The organism is Flavobacterium sp. 2755 (assembly GCF_031455715.1).
Lineage (GTDB): Bacteria > Bacteroidota > Bacteroidia > Flavobacteriales > Flavobacteriaceae > Flavobacterium.
On the sequence record NZ_JAVDTG010000011.1, the window covers coordinates 122,288 to 137,959 of the forward strand.

General features: G+C 33.5%; 17 protein-coding genes. 12 read left to right on the plus strand and 5 right to left on the minus strand.

The window, feature by feature from the left end; translation table 11 throughout:
* Positions 1–52: 52 nt before the first annotated feature.
* From J2Y38_RS21465 to proC, 5 genes are all read left to right on the plus strand, one after another.
* Positions 53–1,834 (plus strand): tetratricopeptide repeat protein, encoded by a 1,782-nt coding sequence (locus J2Y38_RS21465; RefSeq protein WP_309846682.1) that lies wholly within the window; start codon positions 53–55, stop codon positions 1,832–1,834.
* 100 nt (positions 1,835–1,934) lie between these two features.
* Entirely contained in the window at positions 1,935–2,246 is a 312-nt protein-coding gene (locus J2Y38_RS21470) for a DUF4286 family protein (RefSeq protein ID WP_309846684.1), read from the plus strand.
* Between the two features lie 241 nt (positions 2,247–2,487).
* A complete protein-coding gene (rsmA, locus tag J2Y38_RS21475) occupies positions 2,488–3,273 on the plus strand; it encodes a 16S rRNA (adenine(1518)-N(6)/adenine(1519)-N(6))-dimethyltransferase RsmA (protein ID WP_053473064.1) in 786 nt (261 codons plus the stop codon).
* Positions 3,257–4,606 (plus strand): magnesium transporter, encoded by a 1,350-nt coding sequence (gene mgtE / locus J2Y38_RS21480; RefSeq protein ID WP_309846686.1) that lies wholly within the window; start codon positions 3,257–3,259, stop codon positions 4,604–4,606. Before rsmA ends, mgtE begins: the two co-directional genes overlap by 17 nt.
* Positions 4,607–4,718: 112 nt before the next feature.
* On the plus strand, positions 4,719–5,495 hold the full coding sequence (gene proC / locus J2Y38_RS21485) for a pyrroline-5-carboxylate reductase (protein WP_309846689.1): 777 nt from the start codon (positions 4,719–4,721) through the stop codon (positions 5,493–5,495).
* A 311-nt stretch (positions 5,496–5,806) separates the two neighbouring features.
* On the opposite strand, the gene J2Y38_RS21490 is transcribed toward proC, so the two are convergent.
* From J2Y38_RS21490 to J2Y38_RS21505, 4 genes are all read right to left on the minus strand, one after another.
* On the minus strand, positions 5,807–6,106 hold the full coding sequence (locus tag J2Y38_RS21490) for an antibiotic biosynthesis monooxygenase (protein ID WP_309846691.1): 300 nt from the start codon (positions 6,104–6,106) through the stop codon (positions 5,807–5,809).
* A gap of 165 nt (positions 6,107–6,271) precedes the next feature.
* On the minus strand, positions 6,272–6,811 hold the full coding sequence (locus J2Y38_RS21495) for a hypothetical protein (protein ID WP_309846693.1): 540 nt from the start codon (positions 6,809–6,811) through the stop codon (positions 6,272–6,274).
* Positions 6,812–6,872: 61 nt separating this feature from the next.
* Positions 6,873–8,018 (minus strand): Na+/H+ antiporter NhaA, encoded by a 1,146-nt coding sequence (gene nhaA / locus J2Y38_RS21500; RefSeq protein WP_309846695.1) that lies wholly within the window; start codon positions 8,016–8,018, stop codon positions 6,873–6,875.
* A 14-nt stretch (positions 8,019–8,032) separates the two neighbouring features.
* On the minus strand, positions 8,033–8,725 hold the full coding sequence (locus tag J2Y38_RS21505) for an aspartate/glutamate racemase family protein (protein ID WP_309846698.1): 693 nt from the start codon (positions 8,723–8,725) through the stop codon (positions 8,033–8,035).
* 105 nt (positions 8,726–8,830) lie between these two features.
* Between J2Y38_RS21505 and J2Y38_RS21510 the strand changes: the two genes are divergently transcribed.
* The 5 genes from J2Y38_RS21510 to J2Y38_RS21530 all read left to right on the plus strand — a co-directional run bounded on the left by J2Y38_RS21510 (position 8,831) and on the right by J2Y38_RS21530 (position 11,693).
* On the plus strand, positions 8,831–9,778 hold the full coding sequence (locus J2Y38_RS21510; protein ID WP_309846700.1) for a 2-hydroxyacid dehydrogenase: 948 nt from the start codon (positions 8,831–8,833) through the stop codon (positions 9,776–9,778).
* Between the two features lie 211 nt (positions 9,779–9,989).
* Positions 9,990–10,415 (plus strand): DUF805 domain-containing protein, encoded by a 426-nt coding sequence (locus J2Y38_RS21515; RefSeq protein ID WP_309846704.1) that lies wholly within the window; start codon positions 9,990–9,992, stop codon positions 10,413–10,415.
* 22 nt (positions 10,416–10,437) lie between these two features.
* A complete protein-coding gene (locus tag J2Y38_RS21520; RefSeq protein ID WP_053473981.1) occupies positions 10,438–10,716 on the plus strand; it encodes a TM2 domain-containing protein in 279 nt (92 codons plus the stop codon).
* A gap of 90 nt (positions 10,717–10,806) precedes the next feature.
* Positions 10,807–11,070, plus strand: coding sequence for a TM2 domain-containing protein (locus J2Y38_RS21525; protein ID WP_309846707.1), 264 nt, complete (start codon positions 10,807–10,809; stop codon positions 11,068–11,070).
* Between the two features lie 257 nt (positions 11,071–11,327).
* Positions 11,328–11,693: a DUF805 domain-containing protein gene (locus J2Y38_RS21530; protein ID WP_309846710.1), complete on the plus strand. Its 366-nt coding sequence runs from the start codon at positions 11,328–11,330 to the stop codon at positions 11,691–11,693.
* Between the two features lie 87 nt (positions 11,694–11,780).
* Here J2Y38_RS21530 and J2Y38_RS21535 read toward each other — a convergent pair whose 3' ends face one another.
* Positions 11,781–13,583: a lysophospholipid acyltransferase family protein gene (locus J2Y38_RS21535; protein WP_053473984.1), complete on the minus strand. Its 1,803-nt coding sequence runs from the start codon at positions 13,581–13,583 to the stop codon at positions 11,781–11,783.
* Positions 13,584–13,703: 120 nt separating this feature from the next.
* On the opposite strand from J2Y38_RS21535, the gene J2Y38_RS21540 reads away from it, so the two are divergent.
* Positions 13,704–14,465 carry an exodeoxyribonuclease III gene (locus tag J2Y38_RS21540; RefSeq protein ID WP_309846712.1) on the plus strand — a complete coding sequence of 254 codons (762 nt, stop codon included), beginning with the start codon at positions 13,704–13,706 and terminating at the stop codon, positions 14,463–14,465.
* Between the two features lie 142 nt (positions 14,466–14,607).
* A complete protein-coding gene (locus tag J2Y38_RS21545; RefSeq protein ID WP_053473986.1) occupies positions 14,608–15,552 on the plus strand; it encodes an OmpA family protein in 945 nt (314 codons plus the stop codon).
* Positions 15,553–15,672: the final 120 nt, after the last annotated feature.

The following is a 15,672-nucleotide window of genomic DNA, read 5'->3' on the forward strand; positions in this document are numbered from 1 at the left end:
TAAACTGTGACTGAATACTGAGACTAAAAATGCCACATTTAAAAACTGAAATATGAAAAACATCTTTATCTATATCGTTTTGTTGTGGTCTGGTTTTGCATTTTCGCAAAACGAACAGTTAGCGAACAATTACTACGACAAAGGTGATTTTGAAAAAGCAAAAATCATTTACGAAGATCTTTTAAGAAGTTCTCCATCCAATACCCAGTACTTTTTACGAACGATAGATTGTTATCAGCAATTACAGCAATTTGATCTTGCCGAAAAAACAATTTTAAGTCGTTACAATGCCTATAAACAAGGTGTTTTTTTGGTGGAATTAGGATACAACTACCAATTACAGAAAAACGAATCAAAAGCCAAAAACTATTACGAGCAGGCAATTGACAAAATCAAAACCAGTCCCAATGATGTTTACGGAGTTGGAAATGCTTTTGAAAAAAAGGTTTTATTAGAATATGCCTTAAAAGCGTATCAAACCGCAATGCAGGTTCAGCCGAATTACAATTTCAATTTTCAAATTGGAATGTTGTACGGTCAGTTAGGAAAAACCGATTTGATGATCGATCTTTTGCTGACAGAATCTTACAATAATCAGCAAAACGCCAATTTAATCCAGACACAGTTATCTCGTTTTATGAACGGCGAAACAGATAATACCGCTTTTAAAGATGCAATGCGAAAAGCGTTGATTTTAAGAACACAGAAAGATCAGGATGTTTTTTGGAATCATTATTTAAGCTGGTTTTATGTACAGCAAAAAGAATTTGGAAAAGCTTTTATTCAGGAAAAAGCCATTTACAAACGCGAACCGGAATCTTTAATCAGCATTGTAAACTTAAGTCAGTTTGCCTTGAATGAAGATGATACAGAAACGGCATCTGAAATTCTGAATTTTATTCTTCTAAACACAAAAGATACAGATTTACTGATTCAGACCAATGCCAATTTAATGCAGATTAAAATTGATAAAGCACAGGAAAAAGATTATCCGGCCATTACAGCAGAATTGCAGCAATTACTGGTTACTTATGAAATAAATCCTTTTACCTTATCTTTGCAATTAATTCAGGCGCATTTCCTGGCTTTTAATTTAAAAAAGACAGAAGAAGCTAAAACAGTTGTAAAAAGAGCTTTAGAGTTAAATTTAAATGCTTATCAGCAGGCTGACGCCAAGATGGAGCTGGCAGATATTTTGCTTTTAGAAGAAAAGTTCAATCAGGCATTGATTTATTATTCGCAGATTCAGCTGGATCTAAAAAATGATGTTATGTCGCATGAAGCAAGTTTAAAAGCCGCAAAAACAAGTTATTACAAAGGTGATTTTGAATGGGCTTTAAAACAATTTAAAGAATTAAAATCGGCAAACACACAATTAATTGCCAACGACGCTCTTGAATATTTCTTACTGATAAATGACAATACCGCTGCTGATTCAACTCAAACAGCTTTAAAGCAATTTGCAAAAGGGGATTTTTTACTTTATCAGAATAAAAAACAAGAGGCAATTACACATTTTCAAAACATCCTGAAAACCTTTAAAGGGCAGGAAATCGAAGCTGTAACATTGTTGCGTTTAGGTCAAATATATGAAAGTCAGAAGGATTATACTTCGGCTTTAAGCCAATACCAGCAAATCATCGACAACCACAGCGACGGAATTTATGTAGATGAAGCGCTGTTTTTCTCGGCAGAAATTTACAACGACGAGTTAAAAGATATAGAAAAGGCTAAGCCTTTGTATGAAAAGGTAATTTTTAATCATCAGGACAGTATTTACTTTGTTGATGCCAGAAAAAAATACCGCGAGTTAAGAGGGGATAAGAATTTATAAATGAGATTTTTAGATTGTTAGATCTTTAGACTTCTTAGATAAAAAAAGAAAGTCTAAAAATCTAAGTTGTCTAAGAAATCTAAGAAAGTCTAAAAGAAATATGATAATCTTTAACGTTACTACTAATATACACGAAAGTGCACACGATCAATGGTTAAAATGGATGCAGGAAAAGCACATACCTGAGATTTTGGCAACACAAAAATTTTCATCAGCAAGAATTGTAAAAGTTTTAATTGAAGAAGAAATGGGAGGAATCACGTATTCTGTACAATACACGACAGATAGTAAAGATACTTTAGAGAAGTATTATTTAGAAGACCAGCCTAGATTTGACAGAGAAGCTTTAGAATTATTTGCAGATAAAATGCTTTCTTTTAGAACAGAACTGGAGGTTATTTCAGAACATTGATTTTAGTTTTCAGTAAACAGAAATAGCCCGCGGATTTGGCTGATTAAACAGATTTACACAGATTATTAGATTTAAAATTTGTGATAATTAGTGTAATTCGTGGCAAAACAAAAAAATAAACTTTGTGCCTTCGAGCCTTTGTGGCAAAAAAAGTAGAAAAAGCAAAAATAAATCCTTGAGTCTTTGACCCTTCGCGACAAAAAGAATACTTTTGCGCCCTTGTGGCAAAACAAGAAAGAAAATGGAAAAAGTAAAAGCCAAAAAACATTTAGGACAACATTTCCTTAAAGACGAAAGTATTGCAAAAGCAATTGCCGATACTTTGAGTTTAAAGGGATACGAGGAGGTTTTAGAAATAGGACCAGGAATGGGTGTGTTGACTAAGTATTTGCTTGAAAAGCCAATAAATACACATGTTATTGAAATCGACACAGAATCTGTGGCGTATTTAGGCGAAAATTATCCAAAATTAAAAGATCAGATTATCTCTCAGGATTTTCTGAAATATAATATTAATGAAGTTTACAAGGATAAGCAATTTGCTATAATTGGAAATTTCCCCTATAATATTTCTACTCAAATTGTTTTTAGAACATTAGAGTTTAGAGATCAGATTCCGGAGTTTTCCGGAATGTTTCAAAAAGAAGTTGCAGAACGCATCTGCGAAAAAAAAGGATCAAAAGCTTACGGAATCTTGTCCGTTTTAGCCCAGGCCTTCTATGATACTGAGTATTTATTTACTGTAAGCGAAAATGTTTTTATTCCTCCGCCCAAGGTCAAGTCGGGTGTGATGAAAATGACCCGAAAGGAAGATTATAGCCTTCCTTGTGGTGAAAAGTTATTTTTTACGGTTGTAAAAACGGCTTTTCAGCAAAGACGAAAAACATTACGTAACAGTTTGAAAACATTAAATTTATCAGATAAACTGCGAGAAGACATTATCTTTGATAAACGTCCCGAACAGCTAAGCGTTGACGAATTTATTGTTTTGACTCAAAAAATAGAAGCCGATGGAGTTCAAAGTTAGCAAAGAATTTATTCATCAATTAGAAGATTTAATCGTTAAGAAAAATGACAATGAACTTGAAGTTTTACTTAACGACCTTCACCATGCTGATATCGCCGAAATCCTTGAAGAATTAGATTTTGACGAAGCAACTTATATCTTCAAAGTTTTAGATAGTGATAAAACCGCTGAAATTCTTCTTGAATTAGAAGAAGACCTGCGTGAAAATATCTTAAGCAGACTTTCACCGAAAGAAATCGCTGAAGAGCTTGATGAGCTGGAAACAAATGATGCGGCCGATATTATCGCTGAACTTTCGCAGGAAATCAAAGCAGAAGTTATCTCGGAATTACTTGACGTAGAACACGCAAAAGACATTGTTGAATTATTACGCTACGATGAAAACACGGCGGGTGGTTTGATGGGTAAAGAGCTTGTAAAAGTCAATGAAAACTGGAATGTTTTAACCTGCGTAAAAGAAATGCGAATTCAGGCAGAAAATGTTTCGAGAGTACATTCTATTTATGTTGTTGATGATGAAAACCGTTTAAAAGGCCGTTTATCACTTAAAGACTTATTGACTTCATCTACCAAAACTCAAATTGGAGAGGTTTATATCCGAAAATTGAATTTTGTAAATGTTGATACCGAAGATGTTGAGGTAGCTCGTATCATGCAAAAGTACGATTTAGAGGCAATTCCGGTAGTTGACGAACTTGGACGTTTGGTTGGAAGAATTACAATTGATGATATCGTAGATGTAATCAAGGAAGAAGCCGATAAAGATTACCAGTTAGCTGCGGGTATTACACAGGACATTGAAACAAATGACAGCGTTCTTGAATTAACAAAAGCACGTTTACCTTGGCTTTTAATTGGGATGGTAATTGAGATTGTGGCTTCTTTTGTTTTGAAAGATAATGAAAGTGCTTTTCAAAAATATTCAACCTTAATTATTTTTGTGCCCCTGCTTTCGGCTACAGCCGGAAATATTGGAGTTCAGGCATCGGCAATCGTTGTTCAGGGTTTGGCAAACGGAACTTTGAAGGAATTCAGTAAAAGTTATTTTAGTAAAGAGGTTACCGTTTCGATGATTTCCGGAAGTATAATTTCCCTGCTTTTACTGGGATATCACTCTCTTATGTACGGACAATATTTAGTGGGAATTGCTATTTCGATCTCTATGATAGTGGTGATTATGTTTGCCGCAATTTTAGGAACCTTAGTGCCGCTTTTTCTTCATAAAAATAAAATTGACCCCGCAATTGCAACCGGGCCATTTATAACTACAACTAATGATGTTTTTGGAATTATGCTCTATTTTGGAGTAGCCAAATTGATTCTTGGGTTTTAAATTTTTGCCACAAATTAATAGATTACAGTGATTTAAAATCCTTAAAATCTGCGTAATTTACAGCCGAAAAATATGCTGTTAGCCAGTCCAAAATAAATTAAAACCAAGCAGGATGAAAGTACACATTATAGGGGGAGGAAACCTTGGGGTTTCTATTGCCTTGGGAATTGCAAAATTTTCTAAAAACAATCAAGTTACCGTAACAAGAAGAAACATAGCAAGTATTCAATATTTAGCCGAATACGGAATTACGGTTTCTAACGATAATAAACATAATATTCAGGATGCTGACGTGGTGATTTTAACCATAAAACCGTATCAGGTTGATACTGTTTTGGCTGAAATTCTGCCGGTAATTCAAAATAAAACAATTGCTTCTGCCGTAAGCGGATTGTCTTTAGATGTCCTTCAAACAAAAACAAATAACGAATATCCGGTTGTGCGTATTATGCCAAATATTGCAGCACAGTTTGGAGAATCGGCCACCTGTATTTCTTTTCCTGAAAAAGACAGAGAAAAAGCATTGCCAATTGTTGACTTATTTCAGGATTTAGGAACAGCTCCTGTAATCGACGAAAAATTAATGGATGCAGCGACAGTTTTAGGCGCATGCGGAACTGCATATGCTTTAAGATATATTCGTGCTTCTATGCAGGCAGGAATCGAAATTGGATTCGATTCTAATACTGCTTTAGCAATTGCCGCACAAACCGTAAAAGGAGCCGCAAAAATGCTTTTAGAAGAGAAAGTCCACCCAGAACAGTTAATTGATCGTGTAACAACGCCTCAAGGCTGTACAATAGTTGGTTTAAATGAAATGGAACACAATGGTTTCAGTTCATCTTTAATAAAAGGGATTAAGACTTCTTTGAAACAAATCAAAGGGTAGTTTTAAACAAATTCCAATATTTTAAAAATTCCAAATTCCAATTTTGTTGGGGTTTGGGATTTTTTGTTTTAGATGAGATAAGTCTTAATGCCGCTTTGTCATTTCGAGGAACGAGAAATCTTCGTAAGAAACTCGACAAAGATTAAGACATTAGATTGCGGAGCTACTTAGGAAGATTCTCGTTCCTCGGAATGACAATATTGTGGATAAATTTGAAATTAATAGATTGTCAGTCTGAGCGAAGTCGAAGACCTTATGCGCAATAAAGTCCTTCGACTTCGCTCAGGATGACATTTAGGCTAATAATTGTTTTAAGCAAAAACCTCAAAATGCTCGACTTTCTCTTCAAACTCTAATAAAAAATCATCATCTTCAGGATAATATTTCGCTTTTTCGAAATCATCTCCGGCAAAATTTTTAATTACTTCGAGGTTTTTCCAATACGTAATTAGCGTAAAATGCGCTTCGTTGTTTTTGATATTTCTTAAAAAAGACAATTTTACAAAACCAGCTGTTTTTGAGTAATCAGGAATTGCAGTGTCATTTATGAATTGGGTATAAGCTTCATAATCTTCAACTTTTGTTTTTCCGTGCCATATTCTTGCTATCATAATAATGAATTTAAAGTTATTGTTCGCTTTTTTGTCATTCCGAGGAACGAGGAATCTTCATAAGTAGCTCCGCAATCTAATGTCTCAATCTTTGTCGAGTTTCTTGCGAAGATTCCTCGTTCCTCGGAATGACAATATTGTGGAGAAAATTGAAATTTGGAATTTTTACTTTTGAGATTTAATCAATCGAATATATTTCCTCCCACATTCTGAAAGCTTTGTATAGGAATTCATCGAGTTACCATAATTTTGAATAGTGAGCGTGTCTTTTACATATGCAGCTTCGATTCCAACTGGGATTTCTAATTCTTTTGAAGAGGTTTCAGAATCCGAAATCGAATCATTTTCTTCTTCATGACTTATATCACCTTCATATTCATCCCATTTTATGCCTTCTAAAACCAAATATTTTTCACCATATTTTTGGATTTTAAAAGTTGCAATTCCTTTAAGTTGTCTGGTTTTTGTTTTTAAGAAATAAGAATACCCGCTTTTTGTTTTAGTTATTTTTAAAGAAAGCTGACAATCATCAGAATCGTTTTCTTCGGCTTTTGTTTCATAAGTGCCTTCTATCAGTTTTTTGTCAAATGGCTTTTCTAAAGTAACAGTAACAATTTTTGGAATAGGAGTTTCAGAAACGGTTTTTTTGTCGTTACAAGAAACAAGAAAAGCAAAACCAAACAACAAACAATAATACTTTTTCATTTTTCGAATTAAGATTATTAAAATTAAATCTGTTTCAATTTGTTAAATCTGTGTGCCAAAATTAAACGTCTTGTTTTTTTGTCAAAACAAACTTTAAATAAGCAAATCCCAAAACGCCGGAAAGTACAGAAGCTATAATGATTGATATTTTAGAATACAGAATTGTTTCGGGATCTTTAAAAGCCAGTAGTGTAATAAAAATAGACATTGTAAAACCAATTCCGCCCAACATTCCGGCGCCTAAAATATGCGCCCATTTTAAACTTTTCGGTAAAGCACATAATCCGGCGCTTACACCAATGGAAGAAAAAAGCGCAATTCCTAAAGGTTTTCCAATTACGAGCCCAAAAATAATCCCAAATGTATTAGGATGGTTTAATCCGGCATGCCAATCAGAATTTATGGCGATGCAAGTATTGGCAATTGCAAACAAAGGCAGAATAAAAAACGCCGCGGGTTTATGTAAAAAATGCTGTAATTTATAAGATGATGATTTTTCGCTGCCGTCTCCAAACGGAATCACAAAGGCTAAAATAACACCCGTAATTGTGGCATGAACTCCGGAGTTTAGCATAAAATACCACATAATTACGCCGCCAATTAAATATGGAATCAGGTTGTAAACTTTCATTCGGTTTAAAAGAAATAATAAAACCCAGATTCCTAAAGCAATGCCTAAATTTAAAAAGGCAATTGATTTTGTGTAAAAAACAGCAATGACAATTATAGCGCCCAAATCGTCTATAACGGCAAGTGCAGTTAAAAAGACTTTTAAAGATGCAGGAACTTTATTGCCTAAAAGAGATAAAATTCCAATTGCAAAAGCAATATCTGTCGCCATTGGGATTCCGGCACCGTTTTGCGTTGCCGTTTTAAAATTTAAAGCCAGAAATATTGCGGCCGGAACCAGCATTCCGCCAAAAGCCGCCATAATAGGCAGCGAAGCATTTTTTATATTGGATAATTCGCCATGATAAATTTCGCGTTCTAGTTCTAAACCAATCAATAAAAAGAAAATGGTCATTAAGCCATCGTTAATCCAATGTGTGATCGAATGTCCGCCCAGATCTTTTTCCCAAAAAGAGATATACTCCGTCGCATAAGACGAGTTTGCGGCATACAAAGAAATAATCGTAACAAATAATAGAAGTAATCCTCCTGATTTTTCGTTTTCAAAAAAGGCTTTAAAAGTTTTTGTTAATTTCATTTTGACTTTGATATTTATTCCAGCGAAAATTCAATTGCTTTTTTAGCATGAATTTCTGCCGTCTTAAACAATTTTGCTTCGGTATATTCATTCGTAACTAATAATTCAATTTCTGTACAGCCTAAAATAATTCCCTCGGTTCCTTTATCAATTAAATCAGATATAATTTCTAAAAAGATATTTCGCGAATCATTGCTGATTATTCCTTTTACTAATTCGTTATATATAATTTGATGAATATCAGATCTTTGTTTTTCATTAGGAATTATGGTTTGTATATAATGCTTGTTAAGCAAACGGTCTTTAAAAAAACCTTGTTCCATCGTAAAAGATGTTCCCAGTAAACCTATTTTTTTAATATTGTGCTTTACAATTTCTTCAGCAGCTGTATCAACAATATGAAGCAGTGGGATTGAAACATTTTTTTCTATTTCATCAGATAATTTATGCATTGTATTGGTACATAGAACAATAAAATCTGCTCCGCTTTTTTCGAGCTTTTGAGCCGCTTCAATCATTAATTCTCCAAGTTCACCCCATTTTTCTTCTTTTTGCAAAATTGCAATTTCATTAAAATCAACAGAATATAATAAGGATTTAGCAGAATGGACGCCGCCCAGTTTTTCCTGAATGCCACGGTTTATTATTTGATAATATAAAGCAGAACTTTCCCAAGACATTCCGCCAATCAAGCCAATTGTTTTCATAAAACCCTTTTATGCGAATTTACGCATTTCTTGCCGAATTGATTTTGTTAAAATAATAAACGGCTATTTTTTTGTTACTTTGTTTTTCTAATTAAAGTTTAAGTTATGAGTATAAAAATTCTTCATATCGATAGCAATCACCCTATTCTTTGGCAGCAACTGGAAGAAGCCGGTTTTGAAAATCACGCCGATTTTAAATCTTCCAAAGAAGAAATTGAAGCTAAAATTCAGGATTATAACGGAATCGTAATTCGAAGCCGATTTAAAATTGATAAAACATTTTTAGACAAAGCGACCAATTTGCAGTTTATTGCCAGAGTTGGAGCTGGTTTAGAAAGTATTGACTGCGATTACGCCTTATCTAAAGATGTTGAACTAATCGCCGCTCCCGAAGGAAATCGTAATGCTGTTGCAGAACATACTTTAGGAATGATTCTTTCTCTTTTTAATAAATTGAATATTGCCGATTATGAAATTCGTTCTGGCCAATGGAACAGAGAAAGTAACCGTGGTCATGAACTGGATGGAAAAACGGTAGGTATTATTGGTTATGGAAATATGGGTAAAGCATTTGCAAAAAAGCTGAGAGGGTTTGATGTGGAGGTTTTATGTTATGATATTCAGGATAATGTGGGAGACGAAAATGCCAGACAAGTTTCATTAAAGGAACTTAATGAAAAGACAGATGTTTTGAGTTTACATATTCCGTGGACTCCGGAAACGGATAGAATGGTAGATGCGGCTTTTATTAACGAATTCAAAAAGCCAATATGGATAATCAATACTTCCAGAGGTAAGAACATTGTTACTGCCGATTTGGTTGAGACAATGAAAACTGGGAAAGTACTTGGCGCAGGTCTGGATGTTTTAGAATATGAAAAACTGTCTTTTGAAACTCTTTTTCAGGATAAAAATACGCCCGAAGCTTTTCAGTATCTGTTAGATGGACGAAAGGTTATCTTAACGCCTCATATTGCCGGTTGGACTTTTGAAAGTCACGAACGTTTAGCCCAGGTTATTGTAGATAAAATAAAAAAAGTGTATTCGAAGTAAATTATTGATATCAGAATTTAATTACTTCTTGATTTAAAGAAAATCACTTTAGTTTTTAATAACAAGGCAATTCTGTAAAAGTAATGTTCATTATTAGTTTTTAAAATTATTTTTGTTTAATATTGTTTCCGATTTTTTTAACAAAATTTTAGAAAAGGAGAAACTGAAAATCCTAAAAAGAGTAGGGATAAACTAACTAATTTATTAATTTATGATTGAATGGTACAAAAAAGTGGTTTTTGAAAACTATGCAAACTTTAAAGGACGTGCAAGAAGAAGCGAATATTGGTATTTTGCACTTGCAAACGGTATAATTTCGTTTTCATTAATAATTATTGGAGTTATAGTTGGGACAATATTTGGTGACGCTATGACAGGAGGAATCATTGGATATGCTCTTTTAGTACTTTATTCATTGGCAACACTTCTTCCAGGGTTAGGTGTATTAGTTAGAAGATTACACGATGTTGGAAAAAGCGGATGGTTTTATTTTGTTTCTCTTATTCCGTTAGCTGGTCCAATCTGGATTTTGATTTTATTATGTACAGATGGAGATTATGGTCCAAACCAATACGGATCAGATCCTAAAAATGAGATCGAAGAAATCAATCAAATTGGTAACGTTGAATTACAATAATTAATTAACTAAATATATAAAAATGGAGACTACAAAACCAGAATCTTGGAATACACCATCTGAACCAAAAGCAGAAAACAAAAAAGTTGTTGCCGGAATCCTTGGAATCTTATTAGGAGGATTTGGAATTCACAAATTCATCTTAGGATATACACAAGAAGGAATTATCCAATTAGTAATTACTCTTGTTACTTGCGGAGTTGGAAGCATCATTGGTTTCGTTGAAGGAATCATTTACCTGACAAAATCAGACGAAGAATTTTACCAAACTTACCAAGTAGGTAAGAAAGGCTGGTTCTAAAAATATATTTATCCCATTTGCTTCATAACAAATGGGATTTTTTTTGCCCAATTATTTTCTAATTTAAATACTAATTTTAAGAATAAAACTATGGAAAACACACAATCAGAATTTGGAGGACCAAAACCAGAAAACAAAAAAGTTGTTGCTGGAATTCTAGCGATTTTATTAGGAGTATTAGGAATTCATAAATTCTATTTAGGATATAGCAAAGAAGGAATTATTCAGCTTATTTTAGGTCTTTTATGTGGAATTGGAGGTTTAATTGCTTTAATTGAAGGGATTATTTACCTGACAAAATCAGACGAAGATTTTTATCAAACTTATCAGGTTGGTAGAAAAGGCTGGTTTTAATCTTAGAAAGTAAAACGAACTAGTTTTTAAATAAAAATTGTAAATAAAGAATCCCATTTGTATTAGCAAATGGGATTTTTTTATGTCTATATTGAACACAACTTCTATATTAAACATTAATTGCTGAAATGTCTTTTTCTGATATTATAAAAACTTTTAGTTCTTTAAGTCTACTGGCAAAGTGAGTATTCTTGCGTTTTTAAAAGAAACGGAGTAACCGAAAATCCTTAAGAGTAGGCAACCAAAAAGTTTTTATTATGTTAGAGACGTACAAAAAAGTAGTTTTTGAAAACTACGCAAATTTTAATGGAAGAGCAAGAAGAAGAGAATATTGGATGTTCACTTTATTGAGCACCCTTATAACTTATGGTATACTTCTTATTTTAATGCTTGTTTTACCAAACTTGGCGTTTATAAGCAATGTTTATAGTTTAGCAGTTTTGGTTCCATCACTTGCTGTTGGAGTTAGAAGAATGCATGATATAGGTAAAAGCGGGTGGTTTATACTTATTCCCATCTATAATATTGTTTTACTCGCTACAGAAGGTGAAAAAGGACCAAATCAATATGGTGCAGACCCTAAAAATCAATTAGAAGAAATAGATGAGATTGGAATGGAATAAATCTCAAACTAGTTTTTAAATAAAATTGTAAATAAAAAATCCCATCTGTTTATACAAATGGGATTTTTCTATTTGGAGTAAATCTGATTAATCTTCTTTTTCAGATAATTTACGTTCTAATTCTATTTGAAACTCTTCAATAACGGGTTTCATGGTGCTTTCTGGAATATCAGCGATTCTAATGTACATTAAACCATCGACAGCGTTATTAAACAAAGGATCGACGTTAAAAGCAACTACACGTGCATTTTGCTTGATGTACTTTTTAATTAAAACAGGCAAACGTAAATTTCCCGGTTCTAATTCGTCAATAATTTTGTCAAATTTATTTAAATCAGATTCAGCTTCGTCAAAAATAAAGTCTTTATCAGCATCTTTCAGTTTTACTTTATAAGCTTTTTTCGGGTGAATGTATTGCGCAATATATGGATCGTAGTAATTCGATTTCATAAACTCAATCATCAATGATTTAGAGAAATCAGAGAATTGATTACTGATACTTACGCCGCCTAATAAATATTTATGTTCAGGATAACGCAATGTAGTGTGAATAATTCCCTTCCATAATAAGAATAAAGGCATTGGTTTTTGCTGATATTCACGAATGATAAAAGCACGTCCCATTTCGATTGATTTATGCATCATATCGTGCAATTCCGGTTCAAAACGGAATAAGTCAGTCAGATAAAAACCTTCGATGCCGTATTTTGGATAAATCTCAGCTCCTAATCCCATACGGTAAGCCCCTGCTATTTTTTTGGTTTCATCATCCCATAAAAACATATGGTGATAATATTGATCGTATTCGTCAATGTCGATAGATTCGTTAGTTCCTTCACCAACTTCTCTAAAAGTAATTTCACGAAGACGGCCAATTTCATGTAAAATATTCGGAATTGATTTTGCGCGTGCAAAAAAGACCTCATAATTTTTACTCTGTAATAACCTGCAGTCACTGTTTCTTAACGCCTGAACTTCATCAATCATTTTTGATTCATTCGCCGGCGTAACGATTTTTTTAGGCGCTTTTGGTATTTTTAAACTTGCTGTGTCAATCAATTTGGTGTCTTTTTCAAAAGGATTGGCAAGCATATAGGTTTTCTTTCTTAAGAATTCTGAGTATTCTTCAAAAGATTCTATTTCATTTTGTTCGCTTACAGAAATTGGTTTTCCAATACGAACTTTAATAACACGGTCTTTTTGTGTAAGCAGTTCTGACGGAAGTTTTGCTGTACGCAGCGTATCATCAATTTTAGAAAGCCAGTAGAATAATTTACTGTTTTTAGCGTGAAAATAGATCGGTACAACCGGAACTTTGGCTTTTCTAATCAATTTTAGAGCGCCTTCTTCCCAAGGTTTATCTACAACTAATTTTCCGTCTTTATAAGTCGAAACTTCCCCGGCAGGGAAAATTCCTAAAGGCTTTCCGTCACTTAAATGACGTAGAGTTTCTTTAATTCCAACAACGCTCGATTTGGCATCCTTATGATTTTCAAAAGGATTAACCGGCATGATGTATTTTTTTAGCGGAACAATTCGATGTAATAAGAAATTAGCGATAATCTTGAAATTTGGTTCTCTTTCAAGCATTAATTTCAAAAGTAAAATACCATCAATTCCTCCAAGCGGATGATTTGAAATGGTTATATAAGCGCCATCTTTAGGTAAACGTTTTAAATCTTCTTCCGGGATTTCGAATTTGATTTCCATCTCATCCAAAATTCCGTTTAAAAATGCAACATCCTCTAAATGTTTATTATGATCGTAAATTTTATTAAGGGTAGAGATCTTAAGAACCTTCATAAGAATCCAGCCTGAGAAAGTACCAAGCACTCCGTACTTCTCAACATTTATTGCCTTTGCAACTTCTTTCGCGGTAACTAAACCCATGTACTATTTTTAATTTATTAGAGCAGCGAACAAAGATAACAAAAAACTCTACTTTTCCTTTATTCAATTACAAACTTTCCTCTTTTTTATTACATTTGGAATCCTAAAAAAAATATCCAGATGAAAATTATTTCTTATAATGTAAACGGAATTCGTGCTGCAATTACTAAAGGTTTTATAGAATGGCTTGAAGCAGCAAACCCAGATGTTATCTGCCTTCAGGAGATAAAAGCTACTCAGGATCAGATTCCTGTCGAAGAAATAACGGCTGCCGGCTATCCGTATCAATATTACTATCCTGCAACAAAAAAAGGATATAGCGGTGTTGCAATATTATCTAAAATAGAACCTAAAAAAGTGGTTTACGGAACCGGAATTCATCATATGGATTTTGAAGGCAGAAACTTACGCGCTGATTTTGATGATGTTTCGGTAATGAGTCTCTATCTTCCGTCTGGAACTAATATCGAAAGATTAGATCATAAATTTATGTTTATGGATGATTTTCAAACGTATATTAACGAATTGAAGCTTACTCTTCCAAACCTTATTATTTGTGGTGATTACAATATTTGCCATGAAGCAATTGATATTCACGATCCGGTTCGTAACAAAACCGTTTCAGGATTTTTACCTCAAGAGCGTGCCTGGCTGGATAGTTTTATGAAATCTGGTTTTATTGATAGTTTCCGTCATTTTAATAAAGATCCGCATCATTATTCATGGTGGAGTTACCGTGCAGGAGCCAGAGGAAATAACAAAGGCTGGCGTATTGATTATAATTTAGTAAGCGAAGTAATGGGGCATCGTTTAAAACGAGCTGTTATTCTTCCAGATGCTGTTCACTCAGATCATTGTCCGGTTTTAGTTGAAATTGAATAAAGTTTGGTATTGTTCTTGTTGGAAGAACTGCGGTTCAAAGATTTAAATACACATTCCATTAAAACTATGAATATTTCGGAATGAGAATTTAAAAACTTAGATATTAGAATAATTAACGCCCCAAATAAAAAACAAAAGTAAAATGATTAAAAAAGCCTCCATTGGATTAGTAGTTCTGGCATTATCTGCAACTTCTTGTGTATCCAAAAAGATTTACAATGATCTTGAAACTAAATATTCAGATCTAAAAAAAGAAAATCGTTCTATCGCTGATGAAAATGCAGATTTAAAAACAGCAAAAAATCAGTTAGAATTAGACCGAGATAAACTAACAAAAGATTTATCGGCAACAAAAGATGATCTTGCAAAGCAAAAAGCTGATTTAGCTGCAGAGCAAAAAAAATACAAAGTATTACAGGATTCGTATAATGCATTAGAGAAAAACAGCAACGACGCATTAGAAAGTAATATGGCTAAAAACCGTGATTTGCTTGCTCAACTAGAAGCAAAATCTAAAAAACTGGCCGATGAACAAGCACGTTTAGATAAAACAGCAAACCGTTTAAAAGAGCTTGAAGATATGATTGCTGCTAAAGAAGAAGCAATGCGCAAGCTAAAAGAAACTTTATCTAAAGCCCTTAATGGTTTTGAAGGTAAAGGTTTGACAGTAGAACAGAAAAACGGAAAAGTATATGTTTCGATGGAAAACAAATTACTTTTCAATTCAGGAAGCTGGGCTGTTGGAACAGAAGGTAGAAGAGCGGTTGTAGAACTTGGAAAAGTTTTGGGTGATAATCCAGATCTTTCCGTTCTTATTGAAGGACATACAGATGATGATCCATACGCAGGTTCAGGACCAATTGCAAACAACTGGGATTTATCGACTAAAAGAGCAACTGCAATTGTAGCTATTTTGAGCGAAAACAATAAAATCAACAAACAAAAACTTACAGCAGCGGGAAGAAGTGAATTTTCTCCTTTGGCAAGCAATGCCACTCCAGAAGGAAAAGCTAAAAACCGTAGAATCGAAATCATCTTAACACCAAGATTAGATGAAATCGCTGAAATGCTTAATAGTATTAATTAAGTTGCTAAGGTTCTGAGGGACTAAGTTTCTAAGTTTTAAAAAGGGTTCAAAGTTTTGCTTTGAGCCCTTTTTTTGTTCCTGCAAGGTTTTTAAAAACTTCGATCTTATTATTTTTGTAAC

What these genes read in the sequence shown, in the direction of transcription:
- rsmA (WP_053473064.1), top strand. Translation starts at nt 2,488, where the DNA reads ATGGAAAAAGTAAAAGCCAAAAAACATTTAGGACAACATTTCCTTAAA.
- J2Y38_RS21465 (WP_309846682.1), top strand. Translation starts at nt 53, where the DNA reads ATGAAAAACATCTTTATCTATATCGTTTTGTTGTGGTCTGGTTTTGCA.
- J2Y38_RS21470 (WP_309846684.1), top strand. Translation starts at nt 1,935, where the DNA reads ATGATAATCTTTAACGTTACTACTAATATACACGAAAGTGCACACGAT.
- J2Y38_RS21515 (WP_309846704.1), top strand. Translation starts at nt 9,990, where the DNA reads ATGATTGAATGGTACAAAAAAGTGGTTTTTGAAAACTATGCAAACTTT.
- mgtE (WP_309846686.1), top strand. Translation starts at nt 3,257, where the DNA reads ATGGAGTTCAAAGTTAGCAAAGAATTTATTCATCAATTAGAAGATTTA.
- J2Y38_RS21530 (WP_309846710.1), top strand. Translation starts at nt 11,328, where the DNA reads ATGTTAGAGACGTACAAAAAAGTAGTTTTTGAAAACTACGCAAATTTT.
- J2Y38_RS21505 (WP_309846698.1), bottom strand. Translation starts at nt 8,725, where the DNA reads ATGAAAACAATTGGCTTGATTGGCGGAATGTCTTGGGAAAGTTCTGCT.
- J2Y38_RS21490 (WP_309846691.1), bottom strand. Translation starts at nt 6,106, where the DNA reads ATGATAGCAAGAATATGGCACGGAAAAACAAAAGTTGAAGATTATGAA.
- proC (WP_309846689.1), top strand. Translation starts at nt 4,719, where the DNA reads ATGAAAGTACACATTATAGGGGGAGGAAACCTTGGGGTTTCTATTGCC.
- nhaA (WP_309846695.1), bottom strand. Translation starts at nt 8,018, where the DNA reads ATGAAATTAACAAAAACTTTTAAAGCCTTTTTTGAAAACGAAAAATCA.
- J2Y38_RS21520 (WP_053473981.1), top strand. Translation starts at nt 10,438, where the DNA reads ATGGAGACTACAAAACCAGAATCTTGGAATACACCATCTGAACCAAAA.
- J2Y38_RS21540 (WP_309846712.1), top strand. Translation starts at nt 13,704, where the DNA reads ATGAAAATTATTTCTTATAATGTAAACGGAATTCGTGCTGCAATTACT.
- J2Y38_RS21545 (WP_053473986.1), top strand. Translation starts at nt 14,608, where the DNA reads ATGATTAAAAAAGCCTCCATTGGATTAGTAGTTCTGGCATTATCTGCA.
- J2Y38_RS21525 (WP_309846707.1), top strand. Translation starts at nt 10,807, where the DNA reads ATGGAAAACACACAATCAGAATTTGGAGGACCAAAACCAGAAAACAAA.
- J2Y38_RS21495 (WP_309846693.1), bottom strand. Translation starts at nt 6,811, where the DNA reads ATGAAAAAGTATTATTGTTTGTTGTTTGGTTTTGCTTTTCTTGTTTCT.
- J2Y38_RS21535 (WP_053473984.1), bottom strand. Translation starts at nt 13,583, where the DNA reads ATGGGTTTAGTTACCGCGAAAGAAGTTGCAAAGGCAATAAATGTTGAG.
- J2Y38_RS21510 (WP_309846700.1), top strand. Translation starts at nt 8,831, where the DNA reads ATGAGTATAAAAATTCTTCATATCGATAGCAATCACCCTATTCTTTGG.